The sequence below is a fragment of the Streptomyces sp. NPDC020996 genome, assembly GCF_040641355.1.
Taxonomy (GTDB): Bacteria; Actinomycetota; Actinomycetes; order Streptomycetales; family Streptomycetaceae; genus Streptomyces.
This window is the reverse complement of sequence record NZ_JBFADM010000017.1, coordinates 105,237-128,957: the sequence shown is the minus strand read 5'-3', so window position 1 is coordinate 128,957 and position 23,721 is coordinate 105,237. Positions and strand designations below refer to the sequence as shown.

At 71.5% G+C, this 23,721-nt stretch carries 25 protein-coding genes and 1 riboswitch; of the genes, 9 read left to right on the top strand and 16 right to left on the bottom strand.

Annotated features, from left to right (window positions below; translation table 11 throughout):
* A partial coding sequence (locus tag AB0G63_RS15360; protein ID WP_360749935.1) for a transposase domain-containing protein occupies positions 1 to 146 on the bottom strand: 146 nt, incomplete at its 3' end.
* A 73-nt stretch (positions 147 to 219) separates the two neighbouring features.
* Between AB0G63_RS15360 and AB0G63_RS15355 the strand changes: the two genes are divergently transcribed.
* Entirely contained in the window at positions 220 to 378 is a 159-nt protein-coding gene (locus tag AB0G63_RS15355; RefSeq protein ID WP_360749922.1) for a hypothetical protein, read from the top strand.
* Here AB0G63_RS15355 and AB0G63_RS15350 read toward each other — a convergent pair.
* From AB0G63_RS15350 to AB0G63_RS15325, 6 genes are all read right to left on the bottom strand, one after another.
* Positions 371 to 892 carry a hypothetical protein gene (locus tag AB0G63_RS15350; protein ID WP_360749919.1) on the bottom strand — a complete coding sequence of 174 codons (522 nt, stop codon included), beginning with the start codon at positions 890 to 892 and terminating at the stop codon, positions 371 to 373. The genes AB0G63_RS15355 and AB0G63_RS15350 overlap by 8 nt on opposite strands.
* Before the next feature lie 256 nt (positions 893 to 1,148).
* Entirely contained in the window at positions 1,149 to 1,688 is a 540-nt protein-coding gene (locus AB0G63_RS15345; RefSeq protein WP_360749916.1) for a hypothetical protein, read from the bottom strand.
* Complete coding sequence (locus tag AB0G63_RS15340; RefSeq protein WP_360749913.1) at positions 1,672 to 2,163, bottom strand: RNA polymerase sigma factor; 492 nt, start codon at positions 2,161 to 2,163, stop codon at positions 1,672 to 1,674. Before AB0G63_RS15340 ends, AB0G63_RS15345 begins: the two co-directional genes overlap by 17 nt.
* Positions 2,160 to 2,783: a class F sortase gene (locus tag AB0G63_RS15335; protein WP_360749911.1), complete on the bottom strand. Its 624-nt coding sequence runs from the start codon at positions 2,781 to 2,783 to the stop codon at positions 2,160 to 2,162. The genes AB0G63_RS15340 and AB0G63_RS15335 overlap by 4 nt, the downstream gene beginning before the upstream one ends.
* The gene (locus AB0G63_RS15330) at positions 2,780 to 3,211 is read right to left on the bottom strand and encodes a sortase-dependent protein (RefSeq protein WP_360749908.1); all 432 of its coding nucleotides are present in this window, start codon (positions 3,209 to 3,211) and stop codon (positions 2,780 to 2,782) included. Before AB0G63_RS15330 ends, AB0G63_RS15335 begins: the two co-directional genes overlap by 4 nt.
* Positions 3,212 to 3,452: 241 nt before the next feature.
* On the bottom strand, positions 3,453 to 4,892 hold the full coding sequence (locus AB0G63_RS15325; RefSeq protein ID WP_360749905.1) for a gamma-aminobutyraldehyde dehydrogenase: 1,440 nt from the start codon (positions 4,890 to 4,892) through the stop codon (positions 3,453 to 3,455).
* Positions 4,893 to 5,061: 169 nt separating this feature from the next.
* Here AB0G63_RS15325 and AB0G63_RS15320 point away from each other — a divergent pair, with 169 nt between their 5' ends.
* The 7 genes from AB0G63_RS15320 to AB0G63_RS15290 all read left to right on the top strand — a co-directional run bounded on the left by AB0G63_RS15320 (position 5,062) and on the right by AB0G63_RS15290 (position 12,068).
* Positions 5,062 to 5,577, top strand: a complete 516-nt coding sequence (locus AB0G63_RS15320) for an Lrp/AsnC family transcriptional regulator (protein ID WP_360749902.1) — start codon at positions 5,062 to 5,064, stop codon at positions 5,575 to 5,577.
* Positions 5,562 to 6,944, top strand: coding sequence for an aspartate aminotransferase family protein (locus tag AB0G63_RS15315; protein WP_360749899.1), 1,383 nt, complete (start codon positions 5,562 to 5,564; stop codon positions 6,942 to 6,944). The genes AB0G63_RS15320 and AB0G63_RS15315 overlap by 16 nt, the downstream gene beginning before the upstream one ends.
* Positions 6,945 to 7,136: 192 nt before the next feature.
* Positions 7,137 to 7,877 carry an ATP-binding cassette domain-containing protein gene (locus AB0G63_RS15310; protein ID WP_360749896.1) on the top strand — a complete coding sequence of 247 codons (741 nt, stop codon included), beginning with the start codon at positions 7,137 to 7,139 and terminating at the stop codon, positions 7,875 to 7,877.
* Complete coding sequence (locus tag AB0G63_RS15305; RefSeq protein WP_360749893.1) at positions 7,859 to 9,391, top strand: hypothetical protein; 1,533 nt, start codon at positions 7,859 to 7,861, stop codon at positions 9,389 to 9,391. The genes AB0G63_RS15310 and AB0G63_RS15305 overlap by 19 nt, the downstream gene beginning before the upstream one ends.
* Before the next feature lie 94 nt (positions 9,392 to 9,485).
* Positions 9,486 to 9,893: a VOC family protein gene (locus AB0G63_RS15300; protein WP_360749890.1), complete on the top strand. Its 408-nt coding sequence runs from the start codon at positions 9,486 to 9,488 to the stop codon at positions 9,891 to 9,893.
* Positions 9,894 to 10,083: 190 nt separating this feature from the next.
* On the top strand, positions 10,084 to 11,205 hold the full coding sequence (locus tag AB0G63_RS15295; RefSeq protein WP_360749887.1) for an LOG family protein: 1,122 nt from the start codon (positions 10,084 to 10,086) through the stop codon (positions 11,203 to 11,205).
* A gap of 161 nt (positions 11,206 to 11,366) precedes the next feature.
* Positions 11,367 to 12,068, top strand: a complete 702-nt coding sequence (locus tag AB0G63_RS15290; protein WP_360749884.1) for an LAETG motif-containing sortase-dependent surface protein — start codon at positions 11,367 to 11,369, stop codon at positions 12,066 to 12,068.
* A 164-nt stretch (positions 12,069 to 12,232) separates the two neighbouring features.
* On the opposite strand, the gene AB0G63_RS15285 is transcribed toward AB0G63_RS15290, so the two are convergent.
* The 4 genes from AB0G63_RS15285 to rlmN form a co-directional block, all read right to left on the bottom strand.
* Complete coding sequence (locus AB0G63_RS15285) at positions 12,233 to 13,252, bottom strand: ABC transporter ATP-binding protein (RefSeq protein WP_360749881.1); 1,020 nt, start codon at positions 13,250 to 13,252, stop codon at positions 12,233 to 12,235.
* Entirely contained in the window at positions 13,253 to 14,854 is a 1,602-nt protein-coding gene (locus AB0G63_RS15280; protein ID WP_360749932.1) for an iron ABC transporter permease, read from the bottom strand.
* A gap of 62 nt (positions 14,855 to 14,916) precedes the next feature.
* The gene (locus tag AB0G63_RS15275) at positions 14,917 to 16,026 is read right to left on the bottom strand and encodes a thiamine ABC transporter substrate-binding protein (RefSeq protein WP_360749878.1); all 1,110 of its coding nucleotides are present in this window, start codon (positions 16,024 to 16,026) and stop codon (positions 14,917 to 14,919) included.
* Between the two features lie 80 nt (positions 16,027 to 16,106).
* Positions 16,107 to 16,214, bottom strand: a riboswitch (TPP riboswitch).
* 34 nt (positions 16,215 to 16,248) lie between these two features.
* On the bottom strand, positions 16,249 to 17,355 hold the full coding sequence (gene rlmN, locus AB0G63_RS15270; RefSeq protein ID WP_360749875.1) for a 23S rRNA (adenine(2503)-C(2))-methyltransferase RlmN: 1,107 nt from the start codon (positions 17,353 to 17,355) through the stop codon (positions 16,249 to 16,251).
* 244 nt (positions 17,356 to 17,599) lie between these two features.
* On the opposite strand from rlmN, the gene AB0G63_RS15265 reads away from it, so the two are divergent.
* Positions 17,600 to 18,904: a PP2C family protein-serine/threonine phosphatase gene (locus tag AB0G63_RS15265; protein ID WP_360749872.1), complete on the top strand. Its 1,305-nt coding sequence runs from the start codon at positions 17,600 to 17,602 to the stop codon at positions 18,902 to 18,904.
* On the opposite strand, the gene AB0G63_RS15260 is transcribed toward AB0G63_RS15265, so the two are convergent.
* The 5 genes from AB0G63_RS15260 to rpsB all read right to left on the bottom strand — a co-directional run bounded on the left by AB0G63_RS15260 (position 18,825) and on the right by rpsB (position 23,480).
* Positions 18,825 to 19,949, bottom strand: a complete 1,125-nt coding sequence (locus tag AB0G63_RS15260) for a phosphatidate cytidylyltransferase (protein WP_360749869.1) — start codon at positions 19,947 to 19,949, stop codon at positions 18,825 to 18,827. The two genes, AB0G63_RS15265 and AB0G63_RS15260, sit on opposite strands and share 80 nt — an antisense overlap.
* Positions 19,949 to 20,506 (bottom strand): ribosome recycling factor, encoded by a 558-nt coding sequence (gene frr / locus AB0G63_RS15255; RefSeq protein ID WP_324788892.1) that lies wholly within the window; start codon positions 20,504 to 20,506, stop codon positions 19,949 to 19,951. Before frr ends, AB0G63_RS15260 begins: the two co-directional genes overlap by 1 nt.
* Positions 20,507 to 20,634: 128 nt before the next feature.
* Positions 20,635 to 21,393 carry a UMP kinase gene (gene pyrH, locus AB0G63_RS15250; RefSeq protein ID WP_360749866.1) on the bottom strand — a complete coding sequence of 253 codons (759 nt, stop codon included), beginning with the start codon at positions 21,391 to 21,393 and terminating at the stop codon, positions 20,635 to 20,637.
* A 186-nt stretch (positions 21,394 to 21,579) separates the two neighbouring features.
* Positions 21,580 to 22,416, bottom strand: a complete 837-nt coding sequence (gene tsf, locus AB0G63_RS15245) for a translation elongation factor Ts (RefSeq protein ID WP_360749863.1) — start codon at positions 22,414 to 22,416, stop codon at positions 21,580 to 21,582.
* Positions 22,417 to 22,595: 179 nt separating this feature from the next.
* Positions 22,596 to 23,480 carry a 30S ribosomal protein S2 gene (rpsB, locus tag AB0G63_RS15240; RefSeq protein WP_360749860.1) on the bottom strand — a complete coding sequence of 295 codons (885 nt, stop codon included), beginning with the start codon at positions 23,478 to 23,480 and terminating at the stop codon, positions 22,596 to 22,598.
* Positions 23,481 to 23,721 lie beyond the last annotated feature (241 nt).

Here is a 23,721-nt window from a genome sequence, read left to right as displayed (position 1 = left end):
AGACGGTTGCGCTGCTCAACGCGGCCGGTCCCGGCGATCACCTCATCCACCAGATGAGGCGGAAACGCCTGCGTCAGCACCCCGACCGCAATCCGGTCCGACAACCGCTCACCCGCAGGCGTCCTGGCCTGCCCCGCCCTCGCCACACGAACAACAACGAGACACAACCACTTAAGTCACCGGCATTGGCTCTAGACGCGCTCCGGACGCGCTCCGGACGTGCTCCGGACGGCGACAGACCGCAGGTGCGGCACGCAGCCGCGTGGCCGGGTCCGCCGGCTCAAGTCGGGGGCGCGGTACGGCTGCGGCACCGTGATCGCCGCGACCCGCGACCTGAACCCGGTCGCGCAGCGGATCGCCGCGGCGGCGCTCAAGTAGCCGGTACGGGGGCGGTGTCCGGGGCGAGCGCCGCCAGCCGCTTGATCTTCTGGCGCACGACGTACAGCGGGATCACCCCGAAGACGCCGAACGACATGTCGATCACCGTCCACCAGAAGGGGATGCCGCGGATCGGCCCGCACACCAGCGCCAGCGGGACGATCCCGGCGCAGGCGATCATTCCGAACTCGACCACCCAGATGTTGCGGACGGGGTCGCGGTAGGGGCCGTAGAAGGCCACCGCGATCACCAGGTGGGCGAAGGCCAGCCAGTCCGTGCCATAGAGCAGGAAGGGGTAGTCGGCGTCGGCGGTGTCGACTCCGCGCCGCACGCGCTCGATCCAGTCGGTGAGCGCGGGCAGCTGGTCGGACCCGGACAGCGACCGCAACAGGTCCTCGGTCCAGCGGAGTTCGTGGACGAGGGGGAAGGCCGTGGCACCACTGAGCACCAGGCAGACGACGAAGAGGACCAACCAGGCGCGTATGCCCTTCAGCAGGGCGGCTCTGTCGCTCATGACGGCAGCGTAGCCCTGCATTTGAACGTGTTCAAAAGTGCCCCTCCGGAAGAGACGCGCGTCGATCCGCTCCGCGCGCCGCCACACCGCATCCGGCGCGGCCGGGAACCGCTCGTGCGACGCGGGCAGTTCGCGCTGCGGCAATCCGTCAGCGCGGCCGACTCACCGGCGTCGCACGGGAACCAGGCCGTCGGCGGCCCCAAGGCATCCGCGCCGCAGGCACGTTCGCCGCCCGGCGGGTCGTGCCTCGCTTCGCTCATCCCCGTGATTCCGCGGTGGAGGACGGGACGGGGCCCCGGCTGGGGGACGTCGACGGCGCGGCCTTGCGCGAGCCCGTCGAGCTGGTCGAGCCCGTCGAGGGCGTACGGGAGGTCGGGCCGGTGGGCTCCGGCCGACCGGTCTGGCCGGTGCGGCCGCTCCGGCCGGTCCGGTCGGTCCCGTCGGCCGGGGTAGGGACGACGGTTGCGGGGCGGGTGGGGCCGGTCACGGTCGGCGGCGAGGTCGACGGGCTCGGCCCGGTCGCGGGGCCGCTCGCGGGCGGCGGGGCGAGCGGGACCGCCGGGGGCGCGGGCGTCCCGGGGCCGAACGACCGCAGCGGCAGCGCGACGAGCACGGCGACGGCGCAGACGGCGCCGGCTCCGGCCGCGGCACGCAGCAGCCGGCGGCGCGCCGCACCGCGGCGGATCGCCTCGTAGCGGCCCGGAGGCGGACCGAGATGGCCGGCCGGGGGGCGCAGCAGGACGGTCAGGGGGTCGTCGGGGTCGAAGTCCGGGCCGTCGTCAGCGTGTGTGATCAAGGCTTCTCCTCAGGTGGGCGCGGAGCAGCTCGCGAGCCGTGTGCAGATCGGCCTTGACGGTCCCTTCCTTGCGCCCGGTCAGCACGGCCACCTCCCGGATCGGCATGTCAGCGTAGTAGTGCAGCAGGATCGGCACCCGCAGCCGGTCCGGCAGGGACTGCACGAGCAGGCGCACCGACGGGTCGGCCGGTTCGGCGGGCGGGCGCACCGCGGCCTCGACGGTGGCCCGGCGCACCGCCCGGCGCTCGCGCTCCAGCTTGCGCCAGTGGTCGCGGACCAGGTTGGCGGCGGTCACGTAGAGGAAGCCCTGGGGTTCGGCCACGGCCGTCCAGCGGGCCCAGAGCCGGGTGAACGCCTCCGAGGCGATCTCGTGGGCCGTCTCGTCGTCGTCGACGAGACGGCGGCACCAGCCGGCGAGGCGCGGATAGAGGGCGGCGAACAGCTCGGACGCCGCCCTCTCACGGGACCGTTTCACCGTTCTCCCGCAGCACTCGGTGCCGGTGCGGCGAAGACGATCACGTTGTCGCGGTAGCCGTCGCCGCTGCGCGGTCCGCCGCACGTGACGAGACGCAACTCCGGCCGGTCCACGTTCCCGTAGACGTCGTCGGTCGGGAAGTCCGCCTTGGCGACGGTGCGCACGGCGGTGACGGCGAACCGCACCGTCCCGCCGTCGGCCAGGCGCACCGCGATCCGGTCGCCGCGGCGCAGTTCCGCGAGGTGCCGGAACACCCCGTCCCCGTAGGCGCCGACGGTGACATGACCGAGAATCACCGAGGGACCGGTCTGTCCCGGCGCCGGCGAGTGGCGGTACCAGCCCGCCCGGTCGTGCGCCGTGATCGGGGGGACCTGCACGGTGCCGTCGGCGGCCAGTCCCAGCCGCAGGACGGGGGTGTCGACCCCGATGGCGGGAATGCGCAGCCGTACCGGAGCCGAGCGCGCGGAGGCGTGCCCCGCTGCGCCCGCTGCGGCGGAACCGGTCCTCTCGGTTCCCAGCGTCCTTTCCGGCGAGACCTTCGCCGGCCCGGGGCCACCGCAGCCCGCGAGCAGCACGGCCGCCGCCGAGGTGAGGAAGGCGCGCCTGGCGAGCGGGGTCACTCCCCCGTCGCCCGCCGACGCCGTACCAGGAGGACCGCGCCCCCGCCCGCGACGACCGCCGCGGCGGCGCCACCGCCGATCAGCCCGGCCACGCCGCCGGACTCGGGCGAGGCGGGCGCCCGGCCGGTGTCCGGCGCCCCGCTGGGCACGACGGTGACCTGGTCCGAGGGCCGCTGGGACGGAGCCGGGCTCGTCCGCGTGCGGTCGGTGGCGCTCGGCACCGGGGTGGGGTCGTCGGTGGGCCGGGTCGAGGGGGCGACGGTGGGCCGGGTCGAGGGGGCGTCGGTGGGCCCGGTCGAGGGGGCGGTGGTGGGCTGGCGGGGTGTGGGCGAGGAGGCCGCCGTCGCCCCGTCGGCGAACGCGGGCACCGCGCCCGCCAGGACGGCGGTGCACGCGAGTACCAGGGCACTGAGGCCGGTTCGGCGCATGGATCGCTCTCTTTCGTCGGTCCGCCCGCCGGTGGACCGGCGGGATGGTCACGGATCGAGCGGAGAGACGAGGCAGCCCCCGAAGGGGTTGTAAAGAGAAGGCAAAGCCGACGGGCGTGAGGACCCCTGGAGGAGGCCCTCCGGAAACAGCACGGCCCCCGGACGGGACAAGTCCCGGTGAGAAGTCCCGGTGACAGGTCCCGTCCAGGGGCCGTGGGCGGACGCCGAGGCGCCGAAGGCCTTACGCGTCCAGCGACGTCATCACGTGCTTGATCCGCGTGTAGTCCTCGAAGCCGTACGCCGACAGGTCCTTGCCGTAGCCGGACTGCTTGAAGCCGCCGTGCGGCATCTCGGCCACCAGCGGGATGTGCGTGTTGATCCACACGCAGCCGAAGTCCAGCTTCTTCGACATGCGCATCGCGCGGCCGTGGTCCTTGGTCCACACGGAGGAGGCCAGCGCGTACTGGACGCCGTTGGCCCACTCCACCGCCTGGTCCTCGTCCCGGAAGGACTGGACGGTGATGACCGGGCCGAAGACCTCCTTCTGGATGATCTCGTCGTCCTGCTTCAGGCCGGAGACGACGGTCGGGGCGTAGAAGTAGCCCTTGTCGCCGACCTGGTGACCGCCGGCCTCGACCTTGGCGTGGGCGGGCAGCCGCTCGATGAAGCCGGAGACCTGCTTGAGCTGGTTGGGGTTGTTCAGCGGGCCGAAGAGGACGTCCTCGTCGTCCGGCTGACCGGTCTTCGTCTCGGACGCGGCCTTGGCGAGCGCGGCGACGAACTCGTCGTGGACGGACTCGTGGACGAGGACGCGGGTGGCCGCCGTACAGTCCTGGCCGGCGTTGAAGAAGCCCGCCACCGAGATGTCCTCGACGGCCTTGGCGATGTCGGTGTCCTCGAACACCACGACCGGCGCCTTGCCGCCCAGCTCCAGGTGGACGCGCTTGACGTCCTTGGAGGCGGACTCGGCGACCTGGATGCCCGCGCGGACGGAGCCGGTGATGGAGGCCATCGCCGGGGTCGGGTGCTCGACCATCATGCGGCCGGTCTCGCGGTCGCCGCAGACGACGTTGAAGACGCCCTTGGGCAGGATCGAGCCGAGGATGTCGGCGATCAGGACGGTCGAGGCCGGGGTGGTGTCCGACGGCTTCAGCACGACCGTGTTGCCGGCGGCGATCGCCGGGGCGAACTTCCACACGGCCATCATCATCGGGTAGTTCCACGGCGCGACCTGCGCGCAGACGCCGACCGGCTCGCGGCGGATGATCGAGGTCATCCCCTCCATGTACTCGCCGGCCGAGCGGCCCTCGAGCATCCGGGCCGCGCCCGCGAAGAAGCGGATCTGGTCGACCATCGGCGGGATCTCCTCGGACCGCGTGAGCCCGATCGGCTTGCCCGTGTTCTCCACCTCGGCCGCGATCAGTTCCTCGGCACGCTCCTCGAACGCGTCCGCGATCTTCAGCAGAGCCTTCTGGCGCTCGGCCGGGGTCGTGTCGCGCCAGCCCGGGAAGGCCGCGGCGGCGGCCGCCATGGCGGCGTCCACGTCCGCCTGACCGGACAGCGGGGCGGTCGCGTACGCCTCGCCCGTCGCGGGGTTGACCACCTCGGTGGTCCGTCCGTCGGCGGCGTCCCGGAACTCACCGTCGATGTAGTTGCGCAGACGACGCAGCTCGGTGCTCACTGCCGGCCTCCTGTCGGGTTTCTGGTGTCCGATTGCTGAGACCCACACACTAATCGGCGAGCCGACGTTTTCAACACCCCCGATCGCGTCATCGCTGCGAAATCCGCAGGTCTCAGTCACGTAAACAACGAATTTCATCGCCTCACCCTTGCGGAACTGTCGAGACGTCGTGCACAGTGACCTGGTGGCCAGTCGAAGCGCAGACCAGAGGGACTCCCGCGAGTCCAGGAACGGCACCCCTCATCTGGATGCCGTCTCGCTCGCCATCATCGAGCAGCTCCAGGAGGACGGCCGCCGGCCGTACGCCGCGATCGGCAAGGCCGTCGGCCTGTCCGAGGCGGCCGTGCGCCAGCGCGTCCAGAAGCTGCTCGACCAGGGCGTGATGCAGATCGTCGCCGTCACGGACCCGCTCACCGTGGGATTCCGGCGGCAGGCGATGGTCGGCGTCAACGTCGAAGGCGACCTCGATCCTGTGGCCGACGCGCTGACCGACATGTCGGAAGTCGAGTACGTGGTGATGACCGCGGGCTCGTTCGACATCCTCGCCGAGATCGTCTGCGAGGACGACGACCACCTGCTGGACGTCATCAACAAACGCATCCGGGCCCTGCCCGGCGTGCGCTCCACCGAGAGCTTCGTCTACCTCAAGCTCAAGAAGCAGACCTATATGTGGGGAACCCGATAACCGTGAGCTCAAAGGACCTCAGCCGCACCGCGTACGACCACCTGTGGATGCACTTCACCCGCATGTCCTCGTACGAGAACTCGCCCGTGCCCACCATCGTGCGCGGCGAGGGCACCTACATCTACGACGACAAGGGCAAGCGCTACCTCGACGGTCTCGCGGGCCTGTTCGTGGTGCAGGCCGGTCACGGCCGCACGGAGCTCGCCGAGACCGCCTTCAAGCAGGCCCAGGAACTGGCGTTCTTCCCGGTGTGGTCCTACGCCCACCCGAAGGCCGTCGAGCTGGCCGAGCGCCTCGCCGACCACGCCCCGGGCGACCTGAACAAGGTGTTCTTCACCACCGGCGGCGGCGAGGCCGTCGAGACCGCCTGGAAGCTCGCCAAGCAGTACTTCAAGCTCGTCGGCAAGCCGACCAAGTACAAGGTCATCTCCCGCGCGGTCGCCTACCACGGCACCCCGCAGGGCGCCCTGTCCATCACCGGCCTGCCGGGCCTGAAGGCCCCCTTCGAGCCCCTCGTCCCGGGCGCGCACAAGGTCCCGAACACCAACATCTACCGCGCCCCGATCTTCGGCGACGACCCGGAGGCGTTCGGCCGCTGGGCCGCCGACCAGATCGAGCAGCAGATCCTCTTCGAGGGCCCGGACACCGTCGCCGCGGTCTTCCTGGAGCCGGTGCAGAACGCCGGCGGCTGCTTCCCGCCGCCGCCCGGCTACTTCCAGCGCGTGCGCGAGATCTGCGACCAGTACGACGTGCTGCTGGTGTCGGACGAGGTCATCTGCGCCTTCGGCCGCCTGGGCACGATGTTCGCCTGCGACAAGTTCGACTACGTCCCGGACATGATCACCTGCGCCAAGGGCATGACGTCGGGCTACTCCCCGATCGGCGCGTGCATCGTCTCCGACCGGCTGGCCGAGCCGTTCTACAAGGGCGACAACACCTTCCTGCACGGCTACACCTTCGGCGGCCACCCGGTCTCCGCCGCGGTCGGCCTCGCCAACCTCGACCTGTTCGAGCGCGAGAACCTCAACCAGCACGTGCTCGACAACGAGGGCGCGTTCCTGTCCACCCTGCAGAAGCTGCACGACCTGCCGATCGTCGGCGACGTCCGCGGCAACGGCTTCTTCTACGGCATCGAGCTCGTGAAGGACAAGGCCACCAAGGAGTCCTTCAACGACGAGGAGACCGAGCGGGTGCTGTACGGCTTCCTGTCGAAGGCCCTCTTCGACAACGGCCTGTACTGCCGTGCCGACGACCGTGGCGACCCGGTCATCCAGCTCGCCCCGCCGCTGATCTCCAACCAGGAGACGTTCGACGAGATCGAGCAGATCCTGCGCGCGACGCTGACGGAGGCGTGGACGAAGCTCTGATCGTCCGCCAAGAAGATCATCTACGGCCCCGGTGCCGCCCGTTCGAGTGAGAAACGGGCGCCCGGGGCCGCGTGCTGTCCGGCCTCCCCCGGCGAGCTGCCTAGCGTGCCCAGTGACCGATAGGCGCTGTCTTCGTTCCCCCGGACGGGGGATTGGCACGGCAATCACGGATCTGAACCGAGGTGTACGCCCATGGTGGCCCCGCCGGACAACGACGTGCTCTGGGCCCGCGCCCTGCACTACCAGCACAACGACGGCTCGCCCGCGCTCAGCGGTGTCTCGCTGGGCGTCCGGGAGGGCGAGATCCTCGCCGTCAGCGGCCCGCGGGGCAGCGGCAAGACGACCCTGCTGCGCTGCCTGTGCGGACTGCTGCCCGCGCAGCGCGGCGAGGTGTGGTTCAACAGCACGCCCGTGCACACCATGGGCGCCCCGAGCCGGGAACGACTGCGCCGGGACCGCTTCGGCTGGATCGATCCGGCCCCCGTCCTCGTGCCCGAGCTGAACGTCTGGGAGAACGCCGCGCTGCCCCTGATGCTGCGCGGCACGAGCCGCCGCCGCGCCAAGACGGCCGCCCTGGAGTGGCTGGAGCGCCTCGACGTCGGCGCCAAGGCGCGCAAACGGCCGCACGAGCTCCTCCAGGCGGAACGGCAGCGCGTGTGCATCGCGCGGTCGCTGGCCCCCGAACCGACGGTGCTGTTCGCCGATGAGCCGACCGCTCCCCTGCACCGCGCCGACCGCGTCCACGTGCTGCGCACGCTCACCACGGCGGCCCGCTCGCACGGCATCACCGTGGTGCTGGCCACCGACGACCCGCGGACCGCGGCCCAGGCCGACCGCACGGTGTCGCTGCTGGACGGACGGCGCGTGAAGACCGTGCACCTGCCGCCGGTCACCGAGGCGGAAGGCCGGGCCGCGTGCTCGCTCTCCGTCTGACCCGCGGCGCCCACCCCGCCGTCCAGCTGCGCCGGCTGCTGGTGGCGGTGGCCTCGGCGGGCACGGGCTTCCTGCTGCTGTGCACCCTCGGCCACGCGCTGGGCCACCCGGACACGCCCGGCACCTCGCTGCTGCGCCTCGCCTGGTGCCTGACACCGCTGGCGGCGACCGTGCACTTCGCGGTCGCGGCGGCCCGTACCGACCCGGGCACCCGGCCCCGCCCCGGCCTCTCGGCGATCGGTCTGGGTCCGGCCCGCCTGATGGCGGTCTCGGCGACCACCACGGCCCTGTCCACCGCCCTCGGCTCGATGCTGGCGCTGCTGGTCTTCCTCCACCTGCGCGGCGACCTCACCGGCCTGCCCTTCGACGGCGCGGCGGCGCGGTCCCTGGCCGCGGACCGGCCGCTGCCGCTGCCGGCGACGCTGACCCTGCTGGCGCTGGTGCCGGGGATCGCCTCGGTGGCCGTGGCGGTGGTGCTCAGGCCACGGGACCTGCGGCCGGCGGCGGCCCGCGGGGCCGCGCGGGCGTCCGGCCGGTCCGGCGCACGCACGGGGCGGGGCAGGCCGGCCGCCCTCGGTGCGTACGACTGGTTCGGCGCACGCGCGTCCGGTACGAAGGCCGGCGGCCGGCCCGCCCGCGCGGCCGCCGGCCGGCGCACCGCACCGACGGCGCCCGCCCCGGAACCGGACGCGGGACTCGAGGCGGGTCTCGACGCGGGACCCGACACGAGACTCGACGCCGACCTCGACGCCGACCTCGACACGAGACTCGACGCCGACCTCGACGCGGAACTCCGGGCGGAGCTCCACACGGCGGCCGGCCCGGCGGCCGACGGCGCCCCGCAGGGGCCGGGCGGCGCGGCGGGGTCACCGGCACCGGGCATCCACGCCGTCGTCCCCGCGCCGAAACAGCCGCCCACCGGCCTGCCCTGGGGCATCGCGGTCCTCGCCGCGGGCCTGGCCGTGGAGGCGTACGCGAGCCGCACCGAGTCCACCGCCGCCTCCCTCACCGGCGCCGTGACCGGCTCGGCCCCCGCCGTGCTCGCCGGCTGGGCCCTCACCGCCCTCGGTCTGGCGCTCGCCGCCCCCGCGCTCACCCACCTCACCGGCCTGCTCGTCCAGGCCGTCCGCCCCGGCGCCCTGCGTCTCCTGGCCGGCCGGGTCCTGATGGCGGAGGCCACCCGCATCGGCCGTCCCCTCGGCATCGTCTGCGCCGTCGTCTCGGGCTCGTACGCCATGACGGCCCTGTACGGCGGCACCGGGCCCCTCGCCTTCGGCCCGCTCACCACCCTCGGCACGCTGCTCGTGGCCGGCTGCGCCTGCGCCACGCTGCTCACCGCCGCGGCCGAGGCCAGGCACGCCCGCGCCGAGATCACCGCCGCCCTCCTGCGTCTGGGCGCCCCGGCCACACTGCTGCGCGGCGCGGCGGCGCTGCGCACCGGCGCCCTGCTCGCCCTCTTCGGCCCGCTGACCCTGGTCGTCGCCGAGCTGGCGGCGCTCCCGCTGGCCCGCTGAAAAATCCCGCGAAAAAGATCCGGGAACGCCGATGAGTTCCGCGACGGCCCCCGGTCTACCCGGCGAACGGCACGACACCCACGGAAGAGGCCCCATGTACCAGCAGATGATCTTCGTGAACCTGGCCACCGACGACGTCGAGGCGTCGAAGAAGTTCTTCACGGAGCTCGGCTACACCATCAACCCGCAGTTCAGCACGGACGACTGCGCCTCCGTCGTGATCAGCGACACGATCATCGCGATGCTGCTCAGCAAGCAGCACTACGCCACGTTCACGAAGAAGGAGATCGCCGACTCCAGGAAGACCAGCGAGGTGCTGGTGTGCCTGAGCGCCGAGAGCCGCGAGAAGGTCGACGAGCTGGTCGACCGGGCGATCGCCGCGGGCGGCAGCATCGCCGGGGAGACGCAGGACCACGGCTTCATGTACGGCCGTTCCTTCGACGACCTCGACGGCCACACCTGGGAGGTCGTGTGGATGGACCCGGCGGCGGTGCAGGGCTGAGGGACGGGCATGCCTAGGGGGTGTCTGACAAATGAGCGTGGGAGAAGGAGCGGCGTCTGGTGCGTGCGACCGCAAGGCGCCGGAGCGTCCTCGTGGCGGAGCCAGGTGGGCGTTTCGGCAACGCTGCGAGCGTGCGTGCCAGGCGCCGCGACGCCGCGGGCATTTGTCGGACACCCCCTAGCATGGGCCGGTGCAGACGAGCCCGGCCCATGCGGCCCACCACGACCGACACGAGATAGAGACGCTCGAGGACTTCGACGCGGCCGTCTCGGCCGGCGGCACCCTCGCCGGACACCGCCTGCAGGGCGTCGACCTGACGGACCGTACGCGGGAGTTGCTCACCACGGACACGGCGGGGGCCGTCTTCCTCGGCTGCCCGATGCGGCACGAGGCCGAGGCCAAGGTCCGCGCGGACGGCGCCCTGGTCTTCCCGCCGGTCCCGGATCTGCCCTTCGACCCCTACCGCGGGCGCCTCTACACGGCCGACGAGCTGTTCGCCTCGCTGGAGCGGGGATACGAGCGGACGCCCGACGCACTGTCCTACGCCTGGTTCCAGCGGACCAGGGCCGACGGCGACATCTTCGCCTCGATGCTGCGCGCCGTGCACGACGACTCCGTCTCCGACGCCCTCGACGAACTCCTGCGCGGCGCCCGGGTGGTGGGCGTGATGGGCGGCCACGCCATGGCGCGCGGGACACGGGAGTACGCCGGTGCCGCCCGGCTGGGCCGCGAGCTGAGCCGCATCGGGTTCACCGTCGCGACGGGCGGCGGCCCGGGTGCGATGGAGGCGGCGAACCTGGGCGCGTACGCGGCGCCGTACGAGGACGACATGCTGGACGAGGCATGCCGGCTGCTCGGCAAGGTGCCGTCGTTCACCCCCTCGATCACCGACTGGGCCCGCTGCGCCTTCGAGGTGCGCACCCGCTGGCCGAAGGGCAACCACTCGATCGGCATCCCGACCTGGTTCTACGGCCACGAGCCGCCGAACCCCTTCGCGACCCACATCGCCAAGTACTTCGCCAACGCCACCCGCGAGGACGGGCTGCTGGCCCGCTGCAACGCGGGCGTGGTCTTCCTGCCGGGCGCCGCGGGGACCGTACAGGAGATCTTCGACAACGCGACCCCCAACTACTACGAGTCCCGCGGCGAACCGACGCCGATGGTGCTCGTCGACCGCGCCCACTGGACCGAGCGGCTGCCGGCCTGGCCTCTCTTGCAGGCACTCGCCCGGGAACGTTCGATGCAGTCCCGTATCGCCCTCGTTGACCGGATCGAGGAGGCTCCGGAGGCGTTGAAACGTCTCTGCGGTTAATAAGACGGCAAAGCCAACGCGTAGGATGGGCTTACGGATTGACACTCCTTATGGAGCGCTTATAGACCTGTGAGCCTCCTGGGGATCCTGAAGCCTCAGTCACTGGGGCGTCATTGTCTCCGCCACCCCCCCGCAGTTGTGCATCCCCGTGAAGGGCAAACGTGTCCATAACCCGCCGTACCGCCCGTCGTTCCGCGCGAGTCCTGGGTGTCGCCGCCGCGACGACCGCGCTCGCGCTGGGTGTCGCAGGCAACGCGCTCGCCTGCAACATCAGTGAGTTCTCGGCCGAAGCCAAGTGCGACGGCGCCAAGGGCGTCATCACCGTCACCGACAAGGACCCCTCCGGGGTGCCGGCCGTCATCACCGTGTTCCTGGAGAACAACGGCGCCGACGAGCAGAAGATCGGTGAGCAGGAGGTCAAGGGCTCCCGCGAAGGCACCGTCATCACGTTCGACGAGGACTGGAAGCCGAACGCCGAGTACCGCATCCACGTCACCGCCGGCACCGGCGAACGCCCGATCGTCGACGAGGACATCCAGCCGAACCTGACGACTCCGTCCGAGGGTTGCTCGAAGGACGAGTCGACGCCGCCGGCCACCCCGTCGCCGTCGGAGTCCGCCTCGACCCCGGCCGAGGAGTCTCCCACCCCGACCTCGACCCCGTCGGCCTCGGAGAGCAGCACCGCTCCGGCCGACACCGCCGGCAACGAGCCGTCCCCGGCCGCCGGTGACTCCAACCTCGCCGAGACCGGTGCGAACTCCAACACCGGCCTGATCGCCGGCATCGCGGGCGCGCTGGTCGTCGTCGGCGGCGGTGCCGTCTTCTTCGGCATGCGCCGCCGCGGAGCCAACAGCAACCGCTGACGCCCCGCCCGGTACCACCGCTGTGGCCCGTCCCCGTATCCGGGGGCGGGCCACGGTCGTCCATCCGGACGGGCCTCCTGCGTGGGCTCGACGGCCCGCGCGTCGGCGGCCCGGGCCGCGGCGCGGTTCACGTCCTCGGCCGTGGCCAGGCCCACGGTGCCGGATCACCCGAGCACGACGACTTCCGCCGCGTCGAACCGCACTCCCACCCTCGCCCCGGCCTCCGGCGCCTCCCGCAGCGCGCACGCCGCCTCCAGGCGCGGGGCGTCCCGCGGCTGCAGGTGCAGGGCGACATGGGTGCCCTTGAAGGTGCGGCCGGCGACCGTGCAGCGCAGCCCCTCGTCGGCCGGCACCAGGCGCACCCCGGCGGGCCGCACCAGCAGGGTCCGGGTGCCCTGCGGGGCGTCCTCGGCCACCGGCACCTTGCCCCACGGCGTGTCCGCGGCCTGGCCGCTCACGGTGGCCTCGACGACGTTCTCGAAGCCGAGGAAGCGTGCCACGAAGGCGTCCGCCGGCCGCTGCCACACCTCCAGCGGCGTACCGGACTGCGCGATGCGCCCGTCACGCATCACCACCACCCGGTCGGCCAGCGCGAACGCCTCGCCCTGGTCATGCGTCACGGCGAGCACGGTCGTGCCCAACGCGCCGAACAACTCCCGCAGTTCGACGACCAGGCGCTCCCGCAGCGAGCGGTCGAGCTGGCCGAGCGGCTCGTCGAGCATCAGCAGGCTCGGCCGGGGCGCGAGCGCGCGGGCCAGCGCCACCCGCTGCTGCTCCCCGCCGGAGAGCGAGGCCACGGCCCGTCCGGCGGCCCCCGGCAGGCCCACCAGGTCGAGCAGCTCCCTCACCCGCTCGGCCTGTTCCCGCTTCGCGGCCCCGCGCATCCGCAGCCCGAAGGCGACGTTGCCGCCCACGTCCCGCTGCGGGAACAGCTGGTGGTCCTGGAACATCAGCCCGACCCCGCGCCGGTGCGCGGGCACGCCCGCCTGGTCCCGGCCGCCGAGCAGGACCCGTCCGGCGTCCAGGAGTTGCAGCCCCGCCACCGCCCGCAGCAGCGTCGACTTGCCGCTGCCGCTCGGCCCGAGCACACACACGGTCTCGTGCTCGGCGACGTCCAGGTCGACCGCGTCGAGCACGGCCCGCCCCCCGAACCGCACGGTCGCGCCCCGCAGGCTGAGCAGCATCTACAACTCCCCGGTCCGGTCGATGCGGAGACGTTCCAGCACCAGCAGCGCCACCGCGCACACCACCATCAGAATCGTCGACAGGGCCATCGCCTGCCCGTAGTTGAGGTCGCCCGGCCGGCCCAGCAGGCGTGCCACGGCGACCGGCAGCGTCGGGTTGTCCGGCCGGGCGATGAACACGGTCGCCCCGAACTCCCCCAGCGACACCGCGAACGCGAACCCGGCGGCGACCAGCAGCGCCCGCCGCACCATCGGCAGGTCGACCTCCCGCCACACCCGCCACGGCGACGCCCCGAGCACGGCCGCCGCCTCCCGCAGCCGCGCGTCCACGGCCCGCAGCACCGGCAGCATGGTCCGCACCACGAAGGGGACGCCGACCAGCGCCTGCGCCAGCGGCACCAGGATCCACGAGCCGCGCAGGTCCAGCGGCGGCTCGTCGAGCGCGATCAGGAACCCGAACCCGACGGTCACCGCGGACACCCCGAGCGGCAGCATCAGCAGCGCGTCGAAGCCGCGGACCAGCCGGCCGGCGTCCCGGCGGGCGAGCGCGGCGGCGGCCAGGCCGCCGATCAGCACGGCGATCCCGGCGGCGGCGAGAGCGTACTCAAGAGAGTTGCCGACCGCGTCGATGGGCGGGACCAGGAAGACGTTGCCGGCCTGACCGGTCAGCGCCCGGTAGTAGCCGAAGCCGGGCGCGGTGAGGGACCGCTGCACCAGGACGGCCGGCGGCAGCACGAGCAGGACCGCGATCGTGGTGAGGACCCCGGCCAGCAGCGCCCACTGCCCGGCGCCGCGCGGCCGCCGCGCGGTCACGGCGGCGTCCACCAGCCGCAGCGCGGTCTCCCGCCGCCGTACGGTCCAGGCGTGCACGGCGAGGATCGCGCCCACCGTCGCGAACTGGACGATGGTGAGGACGGCGGCCGTCGGCAGGTCGAAGATCTCGGACGTCTGCCGGTAGATCTCCACTTCGAGGGTGGAGAAGGCCGGGCCGCCCAGGATCTGCACCACGCCGAAGGAGGTGAAGGTGAACAGGAACACCATCAGCGCGGCGGCGGCCACCGCGGGCGCCAGCGCCGGCAGGGTGACCCGCCGCCAGGCCGCGAACGGGGAGGCGCCGAGCACCCGCGCCGCCTCCTCCTGCCGGGGGTCGAGCTGGGCCCACAGCCCGCCCACCGTGCGGACGACGACCGCGTAGTTGAAGAAGACGTGCGCGAGCAGGATGGCCCACACGGTGGTGTCCAGCCGCACGCCCCACCAAGCGTCGAGCAGTCCGCCGCGTCCGACGAGCGCGAGGAACGCCGTGCCGACGACGACCGTCGGCAGCACGAACGGCACCGTCACCACGGCCCGCAGCACCTGCTTGCCGGGGAAGTCGAGCCGGGCGAAGACGTAGGCGCCGGGGAGCGCGACCGCCAGCGTCAGCGCGGTGGAGGCGCACGCCTGCCAGGTGGTGAACCACAGCACGTGCCGGATGCCGTCCTGCCCGAGCACGTCCGCGATCCGGCCGAGGTGCCACACCCCGTCCGTCTTCAGCCCGCGGGCGACGATCGCGGCGACGGGGTAGGCGAAGAACAGCGCGAAGAACGCGGCCGGCCCGGCCATCAGCGCGAGCCGCGCCGCGTTCCCCGCACGGGTGCGGCGGACCGCTGCCTCGGAGCGGACCGCTACTTCAGTACGAGCGACGTCCACGACTTGACCCACTGGTCACGGTCGGCGGCGATCTTGCCGGGGGCCAGGGTCTGCGGGTCCGCGGCCGGCTTGCCGTACTCGGCGAACTCCGGCGGCACCTGCGCGCCCTCGCGCACCGGGTAGACGAACATGTTCAGCGGCATGTCCTGCTGGAACTTCTCGGTGAGCAGGAAGTCGATGAGGGCCTTGCCGCCCGCGGCGTTCCGCGCGTTGCTCAGCAGCCCCGCGTACTCGGTCTGCCGGAAGCAGGTCCCGTACGACACCCCGGTCGGCGCGGTCGTCGGCTTCGGGTCGGCGAAGACGACCTCGGCGGGCGGCGAGGAGGCGTACGACACGACGAGCGGACGGTCGCCGCCCGCCTTCCGGCCGCCGGCGGAACCGGAGAACTCCTCGTTGTAGGCCTGCTCCCAGCCGTCGACGACCTTCACGCCGTTGGCCTTGAGCTTCTTCCAGTAGCCCTGCCAGCCTCCCCCACTCTCGGCTGCGCTCGAGCGGGAGGTACCCCCGTCGCCGTACTTCGCGGCGGTGCCGAGCAGGAAGCCGAGGCCGGGCGAGGAGGTGGCGGCGTTCTCGGTGACCAGGAGGTTCTTGTACGCGGGCTTGACCAGGTCGCCGAACGACGCCGGCGGGGCCAGCTTGTGCTTGCTGAAGTACGCCTTGTCGTAGTTGACGCAGATGTCGCCGTAGTCGACCGGCGTGACCCGGTGCTTGTCCTGGTCGACCCGGTGCTCGGGCAGGACCTGGTCGGAGCCCTTGGCCCGGTACGGCTGGAACAGCCCGTTGTCGAGGGCCCGGGAGAGCAGGGTGTTGTCCACGCCGAAGAAGACGTCGCCCTGCGGGTTGTCCTTGGTCAGGATGGCCTTGTTGACGGCCTGGCCGGCGTCGCCGTCCTTGAGGACCTTGACCTTGTAGCCGGAGGACTTCTCGAAGTCCTTGAGCACGCTCTTGGAGACGGCCCACGAGTCATGGCTGACGAGGGTGACGGTCCTGGAGTCCGTCGCGCCGGAGCCGCCGGACGATCCGCACGCCGACAACGCGACGAGACCGAGCCCGGCGGCGACGGCCACGAGGGTCTTGTGGTGCACTGGATTCCTCCTGGGGTTGACCAGGAAGAGACGCGGCCCTGCCCGGGACCCGTGAGGGGTGCCCGGGCAGGGCGCAACAGCTTGAGTGGTGACCGAACTTCCTACCCAGAATGACCTGGGCGAGGTTCAGAGGGTCTGCGGCCCGGTTGCCGCACTCTCAGCGCTGTGGCGCTCCCCTGTCGGAATATGAAGATGTTCTTACGAGTCCTTACGGGGGTCAGACTACCGTTCGGTGGCGGCCAGCTGACCGCACGCCCCGTCGATCTCCTGCCCGCGGGTGTCCCGGATGGTCACCGGCACCCCGTGCGCCGCGATGGCCTCGACGAACGCCTTCTCGTCCGCGGGCCGGGAGGCGGTCCACTTCGAGCCCGGCGTCGGGTTGAGCGGGATCAGGTTGACGTGCACCGGCCTGCCCTTGAGCAGCCGCCCGAGCCGGTCGCCGCGCCAGGCCTGGTCGTTGATGTCGCGGATCAGCGCGTACTCGATGGACAGCCGGCGCCCCGACTTCTCCGCGTACTCGAACCCGGCGTCGAGCACCTCGCGCACCTTCCACCGCGTGTTGACGGGGACGAGGGTGTCGCGCAGTTCGTCGTCGGGGGCGTGCAGCGAGATCGCGAGGCGGCACTTGAAGCCCTCGTCGGCGAACCGGTGGATGGCGGGCACCAGACCGACCGTGGAGACGGTGATCCCGCGCTGCGACAGTCCTAGCCCGTCCGGGGCGGGGTCGGTGAGCGCCCGGATCGCCTGGACGACCCGCTTGTAGTTGGCGAGGGGCTCGCCCATGCCCATGAAGACGATGTTGGACAGCCGCGCCGGCCCGCCGGGGACCTCCCCGTCCCTGAGCGCCCGCATCCCGTCGACGATCTGGTGCACGATCTCGGCGGTCGACAGGTTCCGGTCCAGCCCCGCCTGCCCGGTCGCGCAGAACGGGCAGTTCATCCCGCACCCCGCCTGCGAGCTGATGCACATGGTCACCCGGTCCGGGTAGCGCATCAGCACCGACTCCACGAGCGTGCCGTCGAACAGCCGCCACAGCGTCTTCCGGGTGGTGCCCTGGTCGGTCGACAGATGCCGGACCACGGTCATCAGCTCGGGAAGCAGCGCCTCCCGCAGCCTGTCCCGCGACCCCGCGGGGATGTCGGTCCACTCGGCCGGATCGTGCGCGTACCGCGCGAAGTAGTGCTGCGAGAGCTGCTTGGCGCGAAACGGCTTCTCCCCGATCTCGGCCACCGCCTCCTTGCGCTCGGCAGGCGTGAGATCGGCAAGATGCCGCGGCGGCTTCTTGGCTCCGCGGGGGGCGACGAAAGTGAGTTCTCCGGGCTTGGGCATGGTGCGTCCAGTGTCGCAGATCGGAGCCGGACCCCCGTCCGGTCCGGAGGTGCGTGATCCCTGCGGCGTCCGTGCATCCGTGCGGCCCGTGCGCGGAGAAAGGCAAGTGCTGCGGGGCATTTTCCTATTTAGGGGACCAAAAGCCCCTTTTCTCCTGCGGGCGGTGCCCGTTTTCTTGAAGTGACGGTTCGTGGTGATGGCGGACGTGATGGCAACCAGGGCGTGGGGGCCGGAGGTGGGCGTAATGCGGAAGGTCCTCGGCAGGCGGTCACGCGGCGGCACCCGTCGGTGGCTCGTGCCCCCCGCGGTGGGGATCTCGCTCTTCCCCTTGGTTCTCCTGGTGATCGACGTGATCAACACGCCCTCCATCCGTCTGGGACCGCTGATGGTGGCGGCGCCCGCGTTCGCGGCGGCGTTCTGCGCTCCGGCGGGGGTGCTCGGAGTGTCCGCGATGACGCTGCCGTGCGTGGTCCTGGCCTCCTGGTCCAACCAGCAGCTGGGCACCGAGAACTTCCTGGTCCAGTTGGTCACCACCGCCCTGATCATCGCGGCCTCCGTGGCCGCCACCTCCGTGCGGGTGCAAAGGGAGCGCCAGCTGGCACAGGCCCGCTGGGTCGCGGAGGTCACCCAGCGGGTGCTGCTGCATCCGCTGCCGCGCCGGATCGGGTCCTTCGACGTGGCCTCGCTGTACGAGTCGGCGGACGAGGAGGCCGCCGTCGGCGGGGACCTGTACGCGATAGCCCGGCACGGGAACTGCTCCCGGCTCCTGCTCGGCGACGTGCAGGGCAAGGGACTGGCCTCGCTGGACATGGTCAGTTCGGTGCTGAACGGCTTCCGGCAGTCGGTCCGGCACGGCAGCCCGCTCACGACGGTGGTACGGGAGCTGGCGGCGGGGTTCCAGGAGGACGTGCGGGAGATGTCCGCCGTGGCCGAGGCGTCTCCCTGCGGTCCCGGTGCGTACTCGGACGAGTCGTTCGTGACCGCCGTCCTGTGCGAACTGCCCGACGAGGGGCCGATGCGCCTGGTGAACCTGGGGCATCCCGAGCCCCTGCTGCTGCACGACGGGGAGGTCACCGCGCTGGAGCCGACGGTGCCGGTGCCCCCGTTGGGCCTCGAAGACCTCAACGGCGGGGAGGTGGTGGTGGACACCACCGACTTCCCGATGGGCGCCACCCTGGTGCTCTACACCGACGGCGTGACCGAGGCACGGAGCCCGGCCGGCGACTTCTACCCGCTCGCCGACCGGTTGCGGAACTGGACCCGCCTGCCTCCGGACGCCCTGCTGGCCGCGGTCCGCGCCGACCTCCGCCGGCACGTGGACGGCCCGCTCACCGACGACGTGGCCATGGTGGTCCTCCAGCGCACCCCGGCGCCCGAGCCGGCGGCCGGCCGTCCCGCGAGCACGCCGTCGGACTCCCGCGGCGGCGGGCCCGACGGGTCCCCTGTCAGGCTGACCCGCCCGGCCCTCGTCAGCCGGACCCGACGAAGGCCACCATCAGCAGCCACACCACAGGCGCCGTCGGAAGCAGGGAGTCCAGCCGGTCCATGATGCCGCCGTGCCCCGGCAGCAGCGTGCCCATGTCCTTGATGCCCAGGTCCCGCTTGATCATCGACTCGCCGAGGTCGCCCAGGGTCGCGCTGACGGCGACCGCGAGGCCGAGGAGCAGGCCCTGCCACCAGGTGCCGTCGTCGATCAGGAACTGCATGCACAGCGCGCCCGCCGCCATCGCGAACGACACCGCCCCGAGCAGGCCCTCGCGGGTCTTGCCGGGACTGATGCGCGGGGCCAGCTTGTGCGTGCCGAAGCGCCAGCCGACGGCATAGGCGCCGGTGTCGCTGACGACGGTCAGCACCAGGAACGTCAGGACGCGCCACGGCCCGTCGGCGGCGGTCAGCAGCAGCGCGACGAACGACGCCAGGAACGGCACGTAGAAGGCGGCGAAGACGCCCGCCGTGACGTCCTTGAGATAGCCCTCCGGCGGCTGGGCCATGCGCCAGACCAGGACCGCCAGCGAGGTGAGCGCCATCGCCACCCACGCGCCCTCGGCGCCCCGGAGGTACCCGGCGACGACCATCGCCGCGCCGCCGACCGCGAGCGGCACCAGGGGCGCCTTGATCTGCTTGCGTTCCGCCAGCCGGCTCGTCAGTTCCCACAGGCCCACCACGACGGCGGCCGCGATCACACCCACGAAGGCGGCCTTGACGACGAACAGCGACGCGATGATCACCACGCCGAGCCCGAGGCCGACGCCTATCGCCGCGCTCAGGTCGCGCCCCGCGCTCTTCTTCTGCCGCCGGGGTGCGGGCTGAGGGGCGTCGGGCATGGGCTCCGGATTCTGCGGCGCCGCCGCTCGCGGCTGCGCCGACGTGGTCTCGTCGCGGAACAAGGGGCCGCTCAGCCGAGCGGCCCCCCGGTCGTCATCCTGGTGTCCGCCATGGGCGGGTACGTCGGGCACGATGGGCATGGGGCGGGTCTGCTGCGTCTCAGGCGCATCGTACGCGGGACCCGCCGGGGCAGCCCCCTGGGCAGCCCCCTGCTCGGAGGGCCCCCAGTACCCGGCTTGTGGCGGCGCCCCCCAGGAAGAGTCGTTCATCAGACCTCGAGCAGCTCTGCTTCCTTGTGCTTGAGGAGCTCGTCCACCTGGGCGACGTACTTGTGCGTGGTGTCGTCGAGCTCCTTCTCCGCGCGCCGGCCCTCGTCCTCGCCGATCTCGCCGTCCTTGATCAGCTTGTCGATGGCGTCCTTGGCCTTGCGGCGCACCGAGCGGATGGACACGCGCGCGTCCTCCGCCTTGTGCTTGGCGACCTTGATGTAGTCGCGGCGGCGCTCCTCGGTCAGCTCGGGGAACACCACGCGGATGATGTTGCCGTCGTTGCTCGGGTTGACGCCCAGGTCGGAGTCGCGGATCGCCTGCTCGATGTTGCGCAGCGCGGTCTTGTCGAACGGCGTCACCACGGCCATGCGCGGCTCCGGCACGGAGAACGAAGCCAGCTGGTTGATCGGCGTCGGCGCGCCGTAGTAGTCGGCCACGATCTTGTTGAACATCGCCGGGTGCGCACGGCCGGTGCGGATCGCGGCGAAGTCCTCCTTGGCGACCACGACGGCCTTCTCCATCTTCTCCTCGGCCTCGAGGAGGGTCTCTTCGATCACCACTTGCTCCTGCGTGTCTTGAGTAGGCCCGGCTGCGTCCTTGGTGGGGGCGGCGGCCGGCTTCGTCGCGTCTTCTTCCTGAACGGTTCCCGACCGGCGGGACATTGTCCATCCCCCGGTCAGGCTCCTCAGCCCTGGCTGCCTTGGTCACCCACCAGCGTGCCGATCTTCTCACCCTTGACGGCGCGGGCGATATTGCCCTCCGCCAGAAGCTCGAAGACGAGGATGGGGAGCTTGTTGTCGCGGCACAGCGTGATGGCGGTGGCGTCGGCGACCTTGAGCTCGCGCGTGATGACCTCGCCGTAGCCGAGGGAGTCGAACTTTACGGCGTCCGGGTTGGACTTCGGGTCGGAGTCGTAGACCCCGTCCACGCCGTTCTTGCCCATCAGCAGCGCCTCGGCGTCGATCTCCAGGGCGCGCTGGGCGGCGGTGGTGTCGGTGGAGAAGTACGGCATGCCCATACCGGCGCCGAAGATGACCACACGGCCCTTCTCCAGGTGGCGCACGGCACGCAGCGGGATGTACGGCTCGGCGACCTGGCCCATGGTGATGGCGGTCTGCACCCGGCTGTCGATGCCCTCCTTCTCCAGGAAGTCCTGGAGGGCGAGGCAGTTCATCACCGTGCCGAGCATGCCCATGTAGTCCGAGCGGGCCCGGTCCATGCCGCGCTGCTGGAGTTCGGCGCCGCGGAAGAAGTTGCCTCCGCCGATGACGACCGCGATCTGCGCGCCGTCGCGCACGACGGCCGCGATCTCGCGGGCGATCTTGTGCACCACGTCGGGGTCGACGCCCAGGCCCCCGCCGCCGGAGAAGGCCTCTCCGGACAGCTTCAGCAGAAACCGGCCGCGTACTTTGCCGTCGTCGCTCTTCTCGGGCTTGGTGGTCATCGAGATCCGCCTCTTTCACGTGTTGCACATACGAAGAAGGCCACTGCCGGTGGGGGTGGTTCGCAACCCTTGCTCGGCAATGGCCTCCTCGTCAGTTCTGCTGTCCGTCACGCACGCGTGCTCGACGCTGTACGCGCACGACTGCTACCGACCCTATAGGGATCGAGTACCCGTCGCGGCACGGACTCAGATGCCGACCTTGATGCGCGTGAAGCGCTTCAGGGTGACACCGGCCTCGTCCAGGACCTTCTGGACGGACTTCTTGTTGTCGAGCGCGTACGGCTGACCGAGGAGCGTGGCGTCCTTGAAGAAGCCGTTGAGGCGGCCTTCGACGATCTTGCCGATCGCGGCCTCGGGCTTGCCCTCGGCGCGGGTGGTCTCCTCGGCGATGCGGCGCTCGGACTCGACGACCTCGGCCGGGACGTCCTCCTTGGAGAGGTACTTCGGCGCGAAGGCGGCGATGTGCTGGGCTACGCCCTTGGCGACCTCGGCGTTCTCCTTGTCGAACTCGACGAGGACACCGATCTGCGGGGGCAGGTCGGGCATCGTGCGGTGCATGTACGCCGTCACGTAGCCGTCCGCGAACTGCGCGAAGCGGTCCAGGACGATCTTCTCACCGAGGTTGGCGTTGGCCTCGTCGACGAACGCCTGGACGGTCTTGCCGGCCTCGATCTCGGAGGCGAGCAGGGCCTCGATGTCGGCCGGGGAGGTCTGGGCCACGTGCTCGGCGATGGCCTTGGCCACGGCCTGGAACTTGTCGCCCTTGGCGACGAAGTCCGTCTCGCACTTCAGCTCGACCAGGACGCCGGAGGAGTTGTCGTCGGCGATGATGGAGACCACGGCGCCGTTCTCGGCGGAGCGGCCCTCACGCTTGGCGACGCCCTTCTGGCCCTTGATGCGCAGCGCCTCGACGGCCTTGTCGACGTTGCCCTCGGCCTCGTCCAGCGCCTTCTTGCAGTCCATCATGCCGGCGCCGGTGAGCTCACGAAGCTTCTTGACGTCGGCGGCGGTGTAGTTCGCCATGAGTCTGAATCTTTCTCGAAGTCTGGAAGATCGAAGATCTACGGGGTTCGCGGCACCCATCAAGAGGGATGCCGCTGACGCTCCGCTGATCCACGGGTGAACGGCGGGAGCGGTCTTCACCGCGCCGGAGGCGTACCGGATGCAGTACCGCTCCCGCCGTCACCACGGACGCTGACGGGTCAGGCCTGCTCGGCCTCGGCGGCGGGGGCCTCGGCGGCCTCCGCGGCGGGGGCCTCGGCAGCCGGAGCCTCCGCGGCGGCCTCGGCCGGCTTCTCGGCCTCGTCCGCCTTCTTCTCGCCCTCGAGCAGGTCGCGCTCCCACTCGGCGAGCGGCTCGCCCGCGGCCTTCTCGCCCTTGTCGCCGGTGGCGACGCCGGAACGGGCGATGAGGCCCTCGGCGACGGCGTCGGCGATCACACGGGTGAGCAGGGTGACGGAGCGGATGGCGTCGTCGTTGCCCGGGATCTTGTAGTCGACCTCGTCGGGGTCGCAGTTGGTGTCGAGGATCGCGACGACCGGGATGTTGAGCTTCCGGGCCTCGCCGACCGCGATGTGCTCCTTCTTGGTGTCCACGATCCAGACGGCGCTGGGCACCTTCTGCATCTCGCGGATACCGCCGAGGGTCTTCTCCAGCTTGGCCTTCTCACGCGAGAGGACCAGGAGCTCCTTCTTGGTCAGACCGGAGGACGCGACGTCCTCGAAGTCGATCTGCTCCAGCTCCTTCAGGCGCTGCAGACGCTTGTAGACGGTGGAGAAGTTGGTGAGCATGCCGCCCAGCCAGCGCTGGTTGACGAAGGGCATGCCGACGCGGGTGGCCTGCTCGGCGATGGCCTCCTGCGCCTGCTTCTTCGTGCCGACGAACATGACCGTGCCGCCGTGGGCGACGGTCTCCTTGACGAACTCGTAGGCGCGGTCGATGTACGACAGCGACTGGAGCAGGTCGATGATGTAGATGCCGTTGCGCTCGGTGAAGATGAAGCGCTTCATCTTCGGGTTCCAGCGACGGGTCTGGTGACCGAAGTGGACGCCGCTCTCCAGCAGCTCCCGCATCGTGACGACGGCCATGGCCGTATCTCCTTGAAGTTCTCGGTTGTGCCGCGGATGCCGGACGGCTCCCGCGCCTGACGCCCGCGTGCGCCGTGCCGCAAGGGACCGAGGGGCGCTGACTCCGGCTTGTGATCACCAGGTGTCGGGGCGTGCGAAGTCGACCCGGTGACCCGGATCGCCAGAAGAAGTGTACGGGACCGGCGAGGTGCCGGGTGACGCCGTTGTCCACAACCGGGCGGTGGTCCACAGGTCCCGGCCC

Excerpts from the sequence above, each read along its gene's own strand:
- tsf (WP_360749863.1), bottom strand. The coding sequence starts at position 22,416 with ATGGCGAACTACACCGCCGCCGACGTCAAGAAGCTTCGTGAGCTCACC.
- AB0G63_RS15260 (WP_360749869.1), bottom strand. The coding sequence starts at position 19,949 with ATGAACGACTCTTCCTGGGGGGCGCCGCCACAAGCCGGGTACTGGGGG.
- AB0G63_RS15350 (WP_360749919.1), bottom strand. The coding sequence starts at position 892 with ATGAGCGACAGAGCCGCCCTGCTGAAGGGCATACGCGCCTGGTTGGTC.
- AB0G63_RS15310 (WP_360749896.1), top strand. The coding sequence starts at position 7,137 with ATGGTGGCCCCGCCGGACAACGACGTGCTCTGGGCCCGCGCCCTGCAC.
- AB0G63_RS15330 (WP_360749908.1), bottom strand. The coding sequence starts at position 3,211 with ATGCGCCGAACCGGCCTCAGTGCCCTGGTACTCGCGTGCACCGCCGTC.
- rlmN (WP_360749875.1), bottom strand. The coding sequence starts at position 17,355 with ATGCCCAAGCCCGGAGAACTCACTTTCGTCGCCCCCCGCGGAGCCAAG.
- AB0G63_RS15285 (WP_360749881.1), bottom strand. The coding sequence starts at position 13,252 with ATGCTGCTCAGCCTGCGGGGCGCGACCGTGCGGTTCGGGGGGCGGGCC.
- AB0G63_RS15280 (WP_360749932.1), bottom strand. The coding sequence starts at position 14,854 with ATGGCCGGGCCGGCCGCGTTCTTCGCGCTGTTCTTCGCCTACCCCGTC.
- AB0G63_RS15300 (WP_360749890.1), top strand. The coding sequence starts at position 9,486 with ATGTACCAGCAGATGATCTTCGTGAACCTGGCCACCGACGACGTCGAG.
- AB0G63_RS15265 (WP_360749872.1), top strand. The coding sequence starts at position 17,600 with ATGCGGAAGGTCCTCGGCAGGCGGTCACGCGGCGGCACCCGTCGGTGG.
- pyrH (WP_360749866.1), bottom strand. The coding sequence starts at position 21,393 with ATGACCACCAAGCCCGAGAAGAGCGACGACGGCAAAGTACGCGGCCGG.
- rpsB (WP_360749860.1), bottom strand. The coding sequence starts at position 23,480 with ATGGCCGTCGTCACGATGCGGGAGCTGCTGGAGAGCGGCGTCCACTTC.